Origin of the sequence: Bacillus sp. JS, from assembly GCF_000259365.1 — a bacterium.
Lineage (GTDB): Bacteria > Bacillota > Bacilli > Bacillales > Bacillaceae > Bacillus > Bacillus stercoris.
In genome coordinates this window covers 440795-456051 of sequence record NC_017743.1, presented here as the reverse complement: position 1 = coordinate 456051, position 15257 = coordinate 440795, and the positions used below count along the sequence as shown (strand labels likewise).

Annotated in this window: 18 protein-coding genes; 5 read left to right on the top strand and 13 right to left on the bottom strand. The window is 47.0% G+C overall.

The window, feature by feature from the left end; all coding sequences use genetic code 11:
• Nucleotide 1: 1 nt before the first annotated feature.
• From pxpB to MY9_RS02300, 5 genes are all read right to left on the bottom strand, one after another.
• Nucleotides 2-724 (bottom strand): 5-oxoprolinase subunit PxpB, encoded by a 723-nt coding sequence (gene pxpB, locus MY9_RS02320; protein WP_014662801.1) that lies wholly within the window; start codon nt 722-724, stop codon nt 2-4.
• A 44-nt stretch (nt 725-768) separates the two neighbouring features.
• Entirely contained in the window at nt 769-1542 is a 774-nt protein-coding gene (locus MY9_RS02315; RefSeq protein WP_080478305.1) for a putative hydro-lyase, read from the bottom strand.
• 23 nt (nt 1543-1565) lie between these two features.
• A complete protein-coding gene (locus MY9_RS02310; protein ID WP_014662799.1) occupies nt 1566-2780 on the bottom strand; it encodes an NRAMP family divalent metal transporter in 1215 nt (404 codons plus the stop codon).
• Nucleotides 2781-2794: 14 nt separating this feature from the next.
• Nucleotides 2795-3568: a 5-oxoprolinase subunit PpxA gene (gene pxpA / locus MY9_RS02305; protein WP_014662798.1), complete on the bottom strand. Its 774-nt coding sequence runs from the start codon at nt 3566-3568 to the stop codon at nt 2795-2797.
• A gap of 200 nt (nt 3569-3768) precedes the next feature.
• Complete coding sequence (locus tag MY9_RS02300; RefSeq protein ID WP_014662797.1) at nt 3769-4518, bottom strand: Cof-type HAD-IIB family hydrolase; 750 nt, start codon at nt 4516-4518, stop codon at nt 3769-3771.
• 132 nt (nt 4519-4650) lie between these two features.
• Between MY9_RS02300 and MY9_RS02295 the strand changes: the two genes are divergently transcribed.
• Complete coding sequence (locus MY9_RS02295) at nt 4651-4815, top strand: hypothetical protein (RefSeq protein ID WP_014662796.1); 165 nt, start codon at nt 4651-4653, stop codon at nt 4813-4815.
• 32 nt (nt 4816-4847) lie between these two features.
• On the opposite strand, the gene MY9_RS02290 is transcribed toward MY9_RS02295, so the two are convergent.
• Nucleotides 4848-5240 carry a 3-hydroxyacyl-ACP dehydratase FabZ family protein gene (locus MY9_RS02290; RefSeq protein WP_014662795.1) on the bottom strand — a complete coding sequence of 131 codons (393 nt, stop codon included), beginning with the start codon at nt 5238-5240 and terminating at the stop codon, nt 4848-4850.
• A gap of 85 nt (nt 5241-5325) precedes the next feature.
• Here MY9_RS02290 and MY9_RS02285 point away from each other — a divergent pair, with 85 nt between their 5' ends.
• Nucleotides 5326-5934: a dienelactone hydrolase family protein gene (locus MY9_RS02285; protein WP_014662794.1), complete on the top strand. Its 609-nt coding sequence runs from the start codon at nt 5326-5328 to the stop codon at nt 5932-5934.
• A gap of 61 nt (nt 5935-5995) precedes the next feature.
• Here MY9_RS02285 and sipU read toward each other — a convergent pair whose 3' ends face one another.
• From sipU to MY9_RS02255, 6 genes are all read right to left on the bottom strand, one after another.
• Complete coding sequence (gene sipU / locus MY9_RS02280) at nt 5996-6559, bottom strand: signal peptidase I sipU (protein ID WP_014662793.1); 564 nt, start codon at nt 6557-6559, stop codon at nt 5996-5998.
• Between the two features lie 133 nt (nt 6560-6692).
• Complete coding sequence (locus MY9_RS02275) at nt 6693-7757, bottom strand: tartrate dehydrogenase (protein ID WP_081483593.1); 1065 nt, start codon at nt 7755-7757, stop codon at nt 6693-6695.
• Nucleotides 7758-7850: 93 nt separating this feature from the next.
• Nucleotides 7851-8972 carry a mannitol-1-phosphate 5-dehydrogenase gene (locus MY9_RS02270; protein WP_014662791.1) on the bottom strand — a complete coding sequence of 374 codons (1122 nt, stop codon included), beginning with the start codon at nt 8970-8972 and terminating at the stop codon, nt 7851-7853.
• Between the two features lies 1 nt (nt 8973).
• Nucleotides 8974-9405, bottom strand: a complete 432-nt coding sequence (locus tag MY9_RS02265; protein WP_014662790.1) for a PTS sugar transporter subunit IIA — start codon at nt 9403-9405, stop codon at nt 8974-8976.
• 24 nt (nt 9406-9429) lie between these two features.
• Nucleotides 9430-10866 carry a PTS mannitol transporter subunit IICB gene (locus MY9_RS02260; protein WP_014662789.1) on the bottom strand — a complete coding sequence of 479 codons (1437 nt, stop codon included), beginning with the start codon at nt 10864-10866 and terminating at the stop codon, nt 9430-9432.
• Nucleotides 10867-11039: 173 nt separating this feature from the next.
• Nucleotides 11040-11393 carry a hypothetical protein gene (locus MY9_RS02255; RefSeq protein WP_003246726.1) on the bottom strand — a complete coding sequence of 118 codons (354 nt, stop codon included), beginning with the start codon at nt 11391-11393 and terminating at the stop codon, nt 11040-11042.
• Nucleotides 11394-11557: 164 nt separating this feature from the next.
• Between MY9_RS02255 and ycnK the strand changes: the two genes are divergently transcribed.
• From ycnK to MY9_RS02240, 3 genes are read left to right on the top strand one after another with little or no spacing between them, the layout of a single operon-like run.
• Nucleotides 11558-12130 (top strand): copper uptake transcriptional regulator YcnK, encoded by a 573-nt coding sequence (ycnK, locus tag MY9_RS02250; RefSeq protein ID WP_014662788.1) that lies wholly within the window; start codon nt 11558-11560, stop codon nt 12128-12130.
• Nucleotides 12131-12164: 34 nt separating this feature from the next.
• Nucleotides 12165-13790: a copper transporter YcnJ gene (gene ycnJ / locus MY9_RS02245; protein ID WP_014662787.1), complete on the top strand. Its 1626-nt coding sequence runs from the start codon at nt 12165-12167 to the stop codon at nt 13788-13790.
• Nucleotides 13791-13803: 13 nt separating this feature from the next.
• Nucleotides 13804-14418, top strand: a complete 615-nt coding sequence (locus tag MY9_RS02240) for a YcnI family copper-binding membrane protein (RefSeq protein ID WP_014662786.1) — start codon at nt 13804-13806, stop codon at nt 14416-14418.
• Between the two features lie 44 nt (nt 14419-14462).
• Here MY9_RS02240 and gdh read toward each other — a convergent pair whose 3' ends face one another.
• Nucleotides 14463-15248, bottom strand: coding sequence for a glucose 1-dehydrogenase (gdh, locus tag MY9_RS02235; RefSeq protein WP_014662785.1), 786 nt, complete (start codon nt 15246-15248; stop codon nt 14463-14465).
• Between the last annotated feature and the right edge of the window lie 9 nt (nt 15249-15257).

Sequence of the window (15257 nt, the reverse complement as noted above, 5' to 3'; positions counted from 1 at the left end):
CTCAATTGGACTCCTCCTTATAGGCGTGATAGTCTTCTTCTGAGATGCGAACGAATTTCACAGTATCTCCCGCCCGCAGCAATGTCGGCGGATTTTCCTGCGGCCGGAAAAGCGCCAGCGGCGTTTTGCCGATCAGCTGCCAGCCGCCCGGCGTTGAAATCGGATAAACACCTGTCTGCAATCCCGCAATACCGACCGAACCTGCGGGAATCGACGGTCTTGGCGATGATTTTCGCGGAGCTGCAATGCGTTTTGACATCCCGCCTAGAAAAGGAAAACCAGGCGCGAATCCGAGCATATACACCACATATTCACCGCTTGTATGAATGTCGATCACTTCCTCCGGTGACAGCTGATTGATCTTCGCCACCTCTTCTAAATCAGGCCCGAATTCACCGCCATAGCAGACGGGAATTTCCACAATACGGCGGTTGACCTCATAGTCTTCAGCTATTTCTACCAGCCGCTCTTCGACATCGCGCTTGACCTTCTCAAAAGGTGAGCTTATACCCCGAGGCAAATGCTTGTACACTTCATACATATCATAAAATACGGTTAGACTTGTAAAAGCCGGGATACATTCAATGAATCCCGGAAATGGCTGTTCTTCTATATAAGCGGCCGCGGCATGGACAATGCCGTTGACCTGTTCGTTGATTTCTTCTCCGAATCGGATCATCATTGCAGAATCACCGAGCTGTTCGATTTGATATCGTACAGTCATCTTTCTCACCTCTTTTAATTCTCGTTCATCAGGATGACGAGAGGTTACAGCACCGCAAGCGACTCGTCTCGAATATCTGTGATGAGCATATGCCCCGGCGCATGTGTGATGACCATTTCAGGTTTTACATTCATAGCCACGGCTTGCGGTGTCACTCCGCATGCCCAAAAAACAGGAACCTCGCCTTCACGAATGGAAACGGCATCTCCGAAATCCGGTTTGTCCAGATTGCGAATGCCGATTGCTCCCGGATTGCCGATATGGATCGGCCCTCCGTGCACAGCCGGAAAACGCGAGGTCACTTGCGCGGCACGTACAGCCAGCCGTTCAGGAACCGGTCTCATGCTGACAACCATCCGTCCGTGAAACGCCCCCGCCGGAACACAATCGATATTCGTTTGATACATCGGGACATTTGTCCCCTCATCAATATGCCGGACCGCTATCCCATTGTTGATTAGTGCCTGTTCAAAGGAGAAGCTGCATCCGATCAGAAAGCCGACAAAATCGTCCTCCCAGTATGGCGTAATATCAGATACTTCTTCCGTTAAGATACCGTGCCTGTAAATACGGTATTTCGGAAAGTCCGTTCTGATATCAGCATCCGGCGCAGCCAGAGACGGCACAGGCGAACCCGTTTCAGTCACATCGAGCACAGGGCAGGGCTTTTGATTTCGCTGGCAAAACAGCAGGAAATCAAAAGCAAGATCTTTCTTCAAAACCACAAGATTCGCTTGGGCATAGCCGCCGGACATGCCTGCGGTCGGCCCGTTTATTTTTCCCTCTCGTATCAAGGCGCGTACATCTTTTGGCGCCATTTTGTTTAATTGCTCCACTTATATCAGCTCCACAATTGAGGAAGTTGTGTACATAACGTGTAAATTCCCATAACTGCCATTACAATCACTACAAGCGCGCCTGTGCTTGTCAGCCATAGCGGATGCTTATAATCACCAACAATGTTTTTCTTGTAGGCGGCAACAAGCAGTGTTCCGAGTGCAATCGGCAAAATCAAGCCGTTCAGCGATCCGACAAGGACGAGGATCTTCGCAGGCTGTCCGATTGTGACAAAAGCTAACGTAGAAATCACAATAAATCCGATAATAATGCCGCGTGAATTCTTTTCAATTTTTGGAGAAAAGGTTTTGAAAAACGAAACAGATGTATAGGCTGCTCCAATCACAGATGTAATGGCCGCAGACCACATGATCAATCCGAAAATTTTATAACCGACATTTCCAGCAGCAAGCTTGAAGACTGAAGCCGCAGGGTTGCTTTCATCGATATGCAGGCCTTTTGAAACAACGCCAAGCACCGCAAGGAAAAGAGCGATCCGCATGACAGAGGTAATTAAAATGCCGACAACCGAGCTTTTTGTTACTTGGGGAATGGATTCCTTCCCTTTAATGCCTGCATCCAGCAAACGGTGTCCCCCGGCAAATGTGATATATCCGCCGACAGTTCCGCCCACCAGTGTAACAATAGCAAAAATACTGATGTGTTCAGGGGCAAACGTGTTCGCCACAGCATGTCCGACTGGCGGTGCAGACGTGATTGCGACATACAGCGTTAGGATGATCATGGCAAAGCCCGCGATTTGCGTAAAACGGTCCATCGCTTTTCCCGCTTCTTTAATGACAAAAATCAAAATGGCGATAACAGCGCTGATCAATGCGCCTGTTTCCGGTTTAATGCCGAACAGCACCTGAAGCCCCAGCCCGGCACCTCCGATATTCCCAATATTAAAGGCAAGCCCGCCAAGTACGACGAGAATGGCGATGAAATACCCCAGTCCCGGAAGCACCATATTCGCAATTTCCTGACCGCGTTTTCCAGAAACTGCGATGATGCGCCACACATTGGTTTGGGCAAAAATATCTAAAATAATAGAGATTAAGATGACAAAACCGAAGCTTGCCGCGAGTGTGTTTGTGAAAGTTGCAGTTTGGGTGAGGAAACCCGGTCCGATTGCTGAGGTTGCCATTAAAAAGGCGGCGCCCATCAGCAATGACCAGCTGCCCGCTTTTTTTCCTGCTGTTTTTTTCTCCTGCTCCATCTATTGTTCCTCCTTTATGTCGACTTCTGTTCTGAAATAGCTGTCACTTCAATTCCTGCCGCCTTAAGCTCTTTTCTGATTTTTCGGGCAAATGTCAGCGCATGGGCTCCATCTCCATGAATACAGACTGTATCTGCTTTTAATGACACATCATGTCCTTGCTGAGATTTGACCGCCCCTTCTTTCACCATTTTGATGACCTGGGTGACGGCGGCATCATCACTTTCAATGAGTGCGTCCGGTTGGGAGCGCGGTGTCAGCGTGCCGTCCGATTGGTATGTTCTGTCGGCGAACACTTCATTTGCGGTCTGAAGTCCGATCCGTTCTCCCGCTTTTACAAGCTCGCTCTCAGCAAGACCGAAAAGAATCAGGCCGGGATCAACCTTATAGACAGCTTTCGCGATCGCATCCGACAGTTTTTGATCGACTGCCGCCATATTGTATAAAGCGCCATGCGGCTTGACGTGCTGCATGTGAAGTCCCTCTGCTTTTAGAAAGCCAGAGAGCGCGCCAATTTGATAAATGACAAGATCATACGCTTCCTCAGGTGAAATCGCCATATTGCGGCGCCCAAAACCGAGTAAATCCGGCAAGCCCGGATGCGCGCCGATTTTCACACCTCTTTCTGCTGCAAGCGTGACGGTTTTTCGCATCACACTAGGATCTCCAGCATGAAATCCGCATGCGATATTCGCTGATGTCACATACTCTAAAATATCTTGGTCAAGGCCTATCTTGTAGGCTCCGAAGCTTTCTCCTAAATCACAGTTTAAATCAATTTGAAACACAGAATCCCTCCTGCCAAAGCAAACGATATGCTTTATGTATTTATTGTCCCGAAATTCGGAACGACTATTCCGAATTTTTGAACTTATTTCATTATAAGTCAAGCATATTAGTTTGTGAAATACTTTTGTCAGAAAACCTACCATGGTCCCAGAAGAAAACCTGCCAAACAAAAAGAGAGTCCATCTTAGGACTCTTTTTTTTATAGTACCCAATGGCGAATCGCCTTAGCGACACCATCCTCAATATTTGTATCCGTGATCCAATCAGCCGTTTCTTTCACGATGTCTTGCGCATTGCCCATTGCGACGCCCAGACCCGCTTCTATAATCATCGCGATGTCATTGAGGCTGTCGCCCATCGCCATCACATTCTCCATCGCAAAGCCGAGTTTTTCCGTAACCTTGGCAAGGGCTGCCGCTTTGTTGATGCCGAGCGCGTTGACTTCAATGTTTGTCGGACTTGAATTTGTGATTTCGAGCTCTTTGTTTTTTCTTAGCTCCTCCAGCACTTCGTTTCGGATGTCGTCATCCTCGATGTCAAAGCCGAATTTGAGCCATTCATGATCCGTAATGTTTTCCGGAAACTCGCCTCTCCATACTTTGTTCACGGTAGAAGCCCAGAAATTGGTGTTGTGTTTATTCCGCAAATCCCACATCATTTGAATATGGTCTGTATGGAGCAGCTTCCGTTCCACCAAATTAAAATTCGAGTCCCAGATTTCGCTGCCGTTTGCCGTGATTAGAAAGGATGACAGCTTCAGCGACTCCGCCAGCTCCCGGCACGTCATCAGCGTCCGGCCCGTGCTGATTACCACATACACACCTTTATCCTCCGCTTCACGAATGGCTTTGCGGTTTTCATCCGAGATCAGCTGCTCGTCGTTCAGCAATGTTCCATCCATATCAATTGCGATCAGCTTGATATCTACATCTTCTCTTTGAACAGACATATATGTACCTCTCTTTATCTTTTTGTTGTGCTTCTCTCTATTCTAATACATTATACCCAGCGGGACAAAAAAGCGATTTCCCATGTTTGAGGTGAACGGATAAGAGGAAAACAAACGGTGAGGTGATCAAACATGAAAGAAAGAAAACAGCAAAACAAACCAAATGAAAATCCCGAGCACAACGACTTAACCGATCCAATTCCTAATGAAGAGCTGAAGGAAAATATGAATGATGAAAAACACAAACGCCAGCAAAGAGATGACTCTCAAAGCGAACGGGATTACGACACAAAATAGAACCCCTCACAAAATGTTGTGAAGGGTTTTTTTCATTTTTCAATATAGATGCCGATTTCAGCTTCAGCAACAGGCTGCTCCCCTACTGACGCCTTGGCATGTCCGAACACAAATCCGCGCCGATTGCGCGTGACTTCAAACGTAAGATCAAGCCGGTCACCAGGCACAGCCGCTCCCAGCTTTTCCGCTTTCTTCACCGAAGACAATAACCCCAAGCTGTTCTCATCTGTAATTCCTGTAAAAGCAGCGGTTTGCGCTAGCGCTTCAATCACAAGTGAAAACGGCATTTCTGTTTGGGCATCAGTGATAAACCAGTCATTCTCACTAATTCGTTTATAAGCTGCCGCGTGTTTTCCGGGCTCGCTATCCGTCACGCCATCAATAAATAAAAAAGGATAGCGGTGAGGCAAAGATAAAGGGTTCATTGTATATCTCCTTTTTTTGACCATTATATATCAGCCTAAAGCGTAACGATAGGATATAATGGAAAAAACACAAAAGGAGGCCGTTATGTCCCCAAAACCGCTTGTCATTCTTGTCCACGAAATATACGGTGTAAACAGTCATATGAAAAAGATGGCCCGGCTGATCAACATGGCCGGATATGATGTGCTGACACCCAACTTCCTCGAACCGAAAGAAGTCTACACACTGCTAGAGGAAAAAACGGCATACGAACAATTTACAAAAAATGAACGGCTGAAAACGGGAGAAACCATCATCCAGAATGTGATCAGGCAAAACGCCGGACGGCACATCTTTGTGATTGGATTCAGCGTAGGGGCTACCATCGCATGGAAATGCAGCAGTATGCCCGAGGTTAGCGGAGCTGTTTGTTATTATGGTTCCCGGATACGTGATTCTCTTCATCACGTGCCAGCCTGCCCGATCCTATTGTTTTTCCCTTCTTATGAGCCATCGTTTGACGTGGCGCTTCTGATCAAAAAACTTCGGGAGAAACAGCATGCCCATCTGAAGATTTATCAATTTGATGCGCTTCACGGCTTCGCCAATCCTGATTCTGTTTATTTCGAGAGGGCCCTTTTCTTCAAAACGCTTTCCATCATAAAAAACGGGGCGGAAAAACGTCTCCGCCCTGCTTCATCATCATTTTTTTAAACGTGCACGGCGCTTTTTTATTAGTGCCGTCATACGTTCCATGTACTTTTTGCATTGCGTTTTATTTTGCCTGTCTCATCTCACCGAATGGATAAAAGACGAGAGATTCAGTACCGATGATATCTTCCTCAGAAGGCATGCCCATTCCATTTCTGCTATCCAGTGAATTGAGACGGTTATCTCCCATTACAAAATATTTACCGGATGGCACCTCAACTTCGAAGTCGCCTGTTAAGGTTCCACCCGACTTTTCGACCTCTTGTTTCTGTTCCTTTAAGTACGGTTCTTCCACCTTTTTATCATTTATGTATAGCTGATCATTCTTCATTTTGATGCTGTCACCAGGCAAACCGATTAAACGTTTGACAAAAGAGCGGCCGCTCATTTTGTCATGAATGACTATGATGTCGCCTCTATGAAACCCGCCAGTCCATTTGACTGCTTTATCAACCAAAATTCTTTCTGAGTCTCTAATCGTTGGGGCCATCGATTGGCCTTCAACGAGAAAGGGCTTGAAAAACACCAATCTAATCGTAAAAATGAGAGCTGCTATTACAACGATACTGAGTACAACGATCCATTTGATTTTTATTTTTTTCTTTAACGTGATTGTTTTTGCATTCAACTTCCTTCACCCAGTGCTTTCCTAAGAATTCCAAATTATTATACAGCATTTGGATCAGCTTGGTTAGACTTTTGTGGAAATTTTCGTAAGGAAATGGACAGGCCGGGGCAGCCAACTTCCCCGGCCTGTTTCATCAGAGCTTTCTTAAACGCGCACAGATTTCATCAGTGACCTCAGCCGTTGTGCTTTGTCCCCCAATGTCGCGTGTTTTGATGCCGTCGGCAGTTACTTGCTCCATTACATCCAGAATTTTCGCCCCCAGTTCTTCCTCCCTGAAGTGGTCAAGCATCAGCTTCGCTGTCCAAATCTGGCCGATTGGATTGGCAAGGCCCTGTCCGGCAATGTCAGGAGCCGAGCCGTGAACCGGTTCAAACATGGATGGATATTTGCCGGATGGATTGATGTTCGCAGAAGGCGCAATGCCGATGCTTCCCATCAGGCTCGAGCTGATGTCGGTTAAAATATCACCGAACAAGTTACTCGCCACAATAACATCAAACGTTTCCGGACGCGTCACAAAAAAAGCGGCCAGCGCATCAATATGCTGGGATGACGTTTCGATTCCGCTATACTCAGCGGCCGTCTGCTGAAAGACTTCATCCCAAAACGGCATCGCGTGATAAATGCCGTTAGACTTTGTCGCACTTGTCACATGGCCGCGCCGTTTTTTCGCCAATTCGAAGGCAAAGCGCATGACACGTTCTGTCGCTTTTTTTGTAAACACGGCATTCTGGATGGCGATTTCATCATCGCCTTTATGAATGCGCCCGCCGACTTCACTGTATTCACCCTCACTGTTCTCGCGAATCACCACGAGGTCAAAATCATTTGGATGCAAAAGCGGCGACGTAATGCCCGCCATTTGTTTGGCGGGTCTCATATTAATGGAAAGCTCAAGCTCCCTCCGTATTTTCAATAGCAGCCCCCATAACGAAATATGATCGGGAACCAGCTTCGGATTTCCGACGGCTCCCAAGAAAACGGCTTCAAATTGAGTAAGCGTATGTATTCCATCTTCGGGCATCATTTTGCCATGCTCCAAGTAATAATCACAGCTCCATGGAAAAGCCGTGAATGAGAATGACAAACCCCCGTGCACCTCAGCCGCTGTATGAAGCACTTTTTCAGCAGCCGCTACAACCTCTTTTCCTACTCCGTCTCCCGGTATTGCCGCAATCTCGAATTGTTTCATCGTCATTCTCCTCCCCCTGTTATCGTAAGCGTTTTCTATTATACTAGATAGCGAGATTGTAAAAAAAGCCCGTGACATTGTGTCACGGGTGGTGGTTGGTTATTGATTGAGTTTCTTTAAAACAATGGCGTGCAGCGGTTCATGGGACTGAATGCCGCACACCTCTTGAAGTACGCCGCTGTATCCTTTTTCTTCGATCAGCGCCTGCAGTTCAACCGCTTCAGGGTCACCGGTGAAATCGAAGCGCAGGGCTGCGGCAATTCCTTCCGCCAGTGCGTTCGGCTCTTTTATTTTCTTTGCCGGGCCTACGAGTCTATCATTCTCTCCCAATTTTCTGAGAGGCGATCTCGCTACGCGGGTCACATCGTCCGAAATGAAAGGATTTTCAAAGCGCCCGATGATTTTTTTGATATATTGTTCGTGTTCAGTTTGCTTAAAGCCATACGATTTAACAAGATAGTCACCAGTTTCAAGCAGCGCCGAATGAACGACACGGCGGATTTCCGGATGATCGATTGCTTCTTTGACTGTTTTCAATCCGCGCTGATAGCCGACATACGCTGTCACCGCGTGTCCGGTATTGACCGTAAACAGCTTCCGTTCGATGTACGGCGTTAAATCATCAACAAACAGCGCGCCGTTTATGACTGGTGTATTCCCTTTAAAGCCTGATTCATCAATGACCCATTCGAAAAATGGTTCAACCGATACTTTCAGCGGGTCTTCATGATGCTGAATCGGCACGATCCGGTCAACGGCAGAATTCGGGAAACCTACCGTTTCACTGACGGATTCCTGCTCTGCTTCCGTTAAATGGCTGTATATCTCTTTCTTTAAGAAGCTGCTTCCGCCAATCATATTTTCGCACGCAATGATATTCAGTGTGTTGGCAGCGTTTCTCTGTCTTAAACCTTCTGCGATAGATGGAGCAATCAGCTTCAGCACATTCGGGCCGACAGCTGTTGTGATTAGCGAAGCCTCATTAATCAGCCGGTACAGCTCCTCCGGCTGGCTGCCGCTGTTAATCGCGCTGACCGGGCCAATGACCTCTGATGAACGTCCTTCTTCTGCCAGTTCGACTGTGTATTCTTTTTTTTCATTGAGGAGGCTGACCATCGTGTCGTTTACATCCGCAAACACCACATCATAGCCAGAGTGGTGAAGCAGCGCGCCGATAAATCCTCTCCCGATATTCCCCGCACCGAAATGTAAGGCGATCATGTCAGTTCACCTCGTTGAAAATGGCGATCAAATCTTCTTCACTTTTAGCGGAGATCAGGCGTTCAATGTTTTCTTCTTCTGAGCAGATAATGGCGATGTTAGACAAAATGTCTAAATGCTCATTATTTTTACCCGCAATGCCGAATACCACTTTTGCCGTGTTGCCTTCTCCGTACTCAACGCCGTCTGGAATCTGAATGATTGAGATTCCAGAGTGAAGCACCTCGCTTTTCGCTTCTTCTGTGCCGTGTGGAATGGCAATGAAATTCCCCATAAACGTAGAAGACGTTTCTTCACGTTCAAACATTTTGCTAATGTAATCCTCTGTCACATAGCCGTTGTCAATCAGCGTCTGGCCTGCCAATTTGATGGCCTCATCTTTTGATGATACCGTTTGATTGAGTTTAATATTTTCCTTTGCGAGTACTTGCATGAGTATCACTCTCTTTCTATAAGATTACTTTTTCAGCTTTTCAATCAGCTCATCGTATTTCGGGCTGTTTAAGAAGTTATCCACTGATATGTGTGTCGCGTTCGGCAGCTTTGCTTTCGCGCGGTCTGTTAAATCTTTGTGGGTGATGACAATATCCGCATCGCTTGGCAGATTGTTAATGGCCGTGTTGGTCACACTGATGTCAAGCTCTGCTTTTTTCACTTTGTTTCTTAAGATGGATGCCCCCATGGCACTTGATCCCATTCCCGCATCACACGCAAAGATAATTTTGTTTACGCTTTCAGGAGACAGCTCAGACGCTTCCTCCGCTTTGGTTTGTTCCGCCTCTAAAGCAGCGGCTGCTTGGCTTTTCTTCCCCTTCATGGACTGCATTTTTTCTGTTGCGGCAGCCAGGTCTTCTTCACTTGCTTTTGAGGATTTCAGGATCACTGCTGAAACGATGAACGATACAGCTGCAGCGACCAATACACCCGCCAATACGCCGAAATAGCCTTCTCTTGGCGTCATCGCCATCAATGCGATAATGCTTCCCGGTGACGCCGCTGCGACAAGTCCGGCATTAAAGATCGTGAACGTTAAAAGTCCGCTTGCTCCGCCGGCAATGGCTGCGAGAATCAGGGCCGGTTTCATCAAAATGTACGGGAAATAAATCTCGTGAATCCCGCCGAAGAAATGAATGATCGCCGCACCGGGAGCCGTTGATTTTGAAGATCCCTTGCCGAAGAACATGTACGCCAGCAAAATGCCGAGCCCCGGTCCAGGGTTTGCTTCCACTAAAAACAAAATGGACTTTCCTGTCTGAGATGCTTGCTCGATTCCGATCGGGCTTAAGATTCCATGGTTAATGGCGTTGTTGAGGAACAACACTTTCGCCGGTTCTACAAAAACACTGGCTACCGGCAGTAAATTCGCGTGTACAATGACTTCCACACCAGCCGCCAGCAATTTGTTTAGTGTCAGGACAACCGGGCCGATGGCGTAAAACGCGAGAATCGTTAAAGCCGCGCCGACAATCCCTGCCGTAAAGTTGTTGATCAGCATTTCAAAGCCTTGTTTGACTTTATCCTTGAACAATTTATCAGTTTGTTTAATGAGGTATCCGCCAAGCGGCCCCATAATCATTGCGCCTAGAAACATTGGAATATCTGACCCGACAATCACCCCGATTGCCGCTGTCGCCCCGACGACTCCGCCGCGATGGTCGTAAATCATTTTTCCGCCTGTATACGCTATCAAAAGCGGCAGTAAATACGTGATCATCGGGCTGACAAGCGTATTCAGCTGTTCATTTGGAACCCATCCTGCCGGAATAAACAACGCGGTAATGATGCCCCACGCGATAAACGCGCCGATGTTCGGCATGATCATTCCGCTCAAATAACTCCCAAAGCGCTGCACTTTCACTTTCATGCCGCCTTGCTGCTGTTCTTGCTGCTGCATATATAAACCCTCCCTGTTTTGTTTGTCGCTATAAAATACAAAGATATGTTTAGAGAATGATGCCTTCCCTTTGACTCTATGTTAAAACGCTTACAGCCCCTATACAATTGAAAGTAAAGAGGACTTTGGCACATGACTGTGACATTTTTTTAAAAATAAAAAGGCTCCTGATATCAGGAGCCTTTTCTCTTTCCTCTATAAATAATGTTGCCGTTTTGAATCACGTACTTTGCAATCATCCGCTCACTCACAATAAAAACGGGATACGCGCACACAAGCGCAAATACAGCCATCGGCACGTGCTGTACAGCTGGCAGCACTGAGCCTGCCGCATTGCGGAGGAGCATCAAAAGATAAATAAGCAGCACGATAGCCGCTAATGATACCAGCATAATCGGAGCTGAAACTTTATATTCATAAAGCCGTTCCCGGCAGTGGCCGCAGCGAAATTGACAAGGCACATTTGATGATCTGACCATATCGCCTGTCAAAGGTTTGCCGCAGTTCGGGCATGGTGTTTCTTTCATAGGGTATTCCTCACTTTCTATTCCATCTGTCTATTATATCAGAGTCCCTTCTGTTACGTTTTGTTTCTGTTCAACACATTTTCACATTTTTTATCATCCACTTACTTGTCTCCGTCTCTAAAATCCTCTACGCTTAAATAGATCTTAATGAAGAGGGTGTATGAATGCTTCCGATTAATAGACAGCAACACATACTGAAGTGGCTGAAAGAAGAAGGCTCGCTTAGAATTTCTGACATCAGCGCAAGGTTCGGCGTTTCGGAAATGACGGTATATAGAGATGTCAATCAGCTGGTTCAGTCAAATCAAGTCATTAAAACAGCCGGCGGTATCACGCTTCCCGTCCGAACACCTCAAACAGATCATATGTGCAGCTATTGCTTGAAGCCCGTCAATCAAGCTCATTCGGTTCAGCTGATTACGGTAAACCAAGACATTGAACAGCTATGCTGCGCACATTGTGCATTTTTGCGTTACGCCGATAAAACGGAAGAGGTTTCACACTTGATTTGCAGAGATTTTCTGTTACACACAACCGTCAGTGCCGGTTCGGCTTATTTCGTCGTAAATGCTGAATTAAACCTGCACTGCTGCCAGCCGCAGGCCATTCCGTTTGCGACGCTTGATCATGCCGAACGATTTCAAAAAGGATTCGGCGGCGCCGTCCGCACTTTCGACCAAGCGCTGGAAGACATGCTCAAAGACAGAAAGAAACGCTGCACCTGCACCAAGAAATAACACAACACATACAGCGGAAGGTGGTGTCTGAGTGATGAAGCGAAACAGATGGTGGATCATTCTGCTGCTTTTTCTTGTTTTCCTGCCGAAAACAAGCTTTGCTCACGCCTATATTGTCAAATCCTCACCTGGGGAAAACAGCGAATTAAAAACCGCGCCTGCACAGGTGGAGATTGAATTTAATGAACCAGTTGAAGAAGGGTTTCATTACATTAAAGTCTATAATTCAAACGGCGACCGGGTGGATATGGATAAGACGGAAATCAAAAAAGACAACAATCACATCATGACAGTGAAGCTAAAAAAGAATCTGCCTCATGATGTGTACAGAGCGGAATGGAATGCCGTATCCGCGGACGGGCATCCGGTTTCCGGCGTCATTCCGTTCAGTATCGGGAAAGCGGATGGCGGATTCAGCAGCCAAAAAGCATCCGTTTCAGCGCTGAATCCGGGAACAGCCGCAGATCGCGCGATTCTGTATACAGCCTTATCTCTGTTTATCGGAACGGTTTTCTTCCATCTTTTCTGGTATAAAGGGAAACCAGAACAGCTCGTGAAACGGACGAGACGTATCCTGATCGTCTCGATCGCAGCACTGGGTCTGGCGCTTTTGCTTCAGCTTCCGATTCAAACAAAAGCGAACGCAGGCGGTGGCTGGGGCAGCGCATTCCAGCCGGGCTACATCAGAGAAACACTGTTTGAGACAGCAGGCGGCTCTATTTGGATTATACAGGCCGCACTGTTCGTGCTGCTCGCACTGTCTGTAATCCCTGCAATACGGAAAAACCGCTTTTCATCTTTTGGCTATTGGACTGCGCCGCTCATTTTCTTTTTCGGTCTCCTGCTTGCCAAGGCGTTTACAGGACATGCGGCTGTCGTTGAAGAAAAAACAGTGGGCATTTTGATGGATTTCCTTCATTTATCTTCCGCTTCCATCTGGGTCGGCGGAATCGCGGCACTCGTTTTGCTGCTCTCAAAAGAATGGAGGCAGCCTGACAAAACGCTCGCATGGGAAACGGTAAGCCGGTTCTCCCCATGGGCACTCACTGCAGTCGGCGTCATTTTGTTTTCAGGCTTGCTCAATGGATTTTTCATCATTCGTTCAATGGATTCACTGTTCCATACAGCGTATGGCCAAGCACTTTTAGTGAAAAGCGGGCTGTTTGTTTTCATGCTGGTTTTAGGCGCGATTCATTTTCTTCTCACCAGAAAGCAGCGCCGCACAGGAATCAGCCGAACGTTGAAAGCGGAGTGGGCAATCGGCATTGCTGTATTGATCACAGCTGCTGTGTTTACAAGCCTGCCAAGCCCGCCTGAGCCGCAGCCGGAACCGTTCTACCAAACCAAAGCGATTGAGAACGGACAAAGCGTTTCACTCAGCATCAGCCCAAACCAGCCCGGGAAAAATGTTTTTGAGCTGCGAGTCACCGACCATAACGGAGATCCGGTGAAAAACATCCAGCAAATCACGTTAACCATTTATAAAACAGGGCTGTCAGGCAGCGAAAACAAAAGCACGTTTCAATTAAAAGAGAAAACAAAAGGCGTCTTCCAGGATGAAAACCTGTCCATTAATGAGAAGGGAAACTGGAAGATCAAAGTCCACGGACTGACCGGTGACTTTAACGAAATCAATATCATGTTTACAAAGACCAATTAAAGGAGTGTTTACGTTGTTGAAAAAAATCGCATTGACACTATGTCCGGCTATTGTCGGCTCTCTCTTATTCTTTACGGCTCCTGCCAGCGCGCATGTTTCTGTAAAACCGGCTGAATCTGCTGCAGGCTCTTGGGAAACGTATACAATGAAGGTTCCTTCCGAGAAAAATCAACCGACAACGAAGGTTGTCCTCAAAATGCCGAAGGATGTTGAATTCCAGCAGTACGAGCCAATTCCAGGCTGGAAGGTTTCCACCCAAAAACATGATGACAAATCAGTGTCCGTGACGTGGGAAGCGACTGGCGGCGGTATTCAGGAAGGACAGTTCCAGCAGTTTACCTTTGTTGCAAAAAACCCTGACAAAGCGGAGGAAGCCGCTTGGGACGCATATCAATATTATAAGGACAGCAGCATTGTTGAATGGACAGGTGACGAGAATGCCGATACACCTCACTCCATTACAAAGATCACTTCTGCAAAACAAGTGACAGATGAGCACGGCGCCACGAAAACAGAAGATGATTCTGAAAACGCAGGTTCTTCAGCTCTAGACATTACAGCGATTGTGCTGTCCGCGGCTGCCATTATTTTATCTGTAGCAGCGCTTGTTAAGAAAAAACGCGCCTAATAAAAAAAGCGATCCAGATGTCATGTCTGGGTCGCTTTTTATGTTTAACCGCGGCCTGCCTGGAAAGAAGGATATTTCGTCATTCCGCCGTCTGCAAACAGCGTAATGCCTGTGACGTAGCTGGATTCCTTCGAAGCAAGCCACACCGCTACTGCTGCGATTTCCTCCGGTTCGCCGATATATCCCATCGGAATCATGCTTTCTACATCCGCTTTCTGTTTAGGGTCAGCGAATTTTTCAGCATTGATTGGCGTGTTGATCGCACCTGGCCCGATATTGTTGACGCGAATGCCCTTCGGCGCGTATTCCAAAGCCAACGTTTCAGACATCAGCTTAATTCCGCCTTTACTAGCTGCATAGTGGACAAATAACGGCCACGGAATCATCTCATGCACACTGGACATATTGATGACATTTCCCTTGATATCGTTTTCCACGAAGTACTTAATCGCTTCACGGCTTCCTAAAAAGGCACCCGTTAAGTTCGTGCCGATGACTTTTTCCCAATCCTTAAGCGGCATTTCGTGAGACGGCACAGGATTTTCAAGCCCGGCATTATTAATCATAATATCGAGTGTGCCGAACTCTTTAATTGCCGTTTGCACGATATTTTTTACATCTTCCTCTTTCGTGACATCTCCTTGGACGACAACAGCTTCACCGCCTGCCTTGATGACCTCTTCTTTTACCTCGTTTGGATCCTGTTTATCACTATAATAGTTGATAACCACTTTTGCCTGCTCCTTGCCGAAGCGGATGGCCATTGCCTTTCCAAGCCCTGATGCAGCTCCTGTAATGGCAACGACTTTTCCTTTTAAATCCGGATACATATACATCTT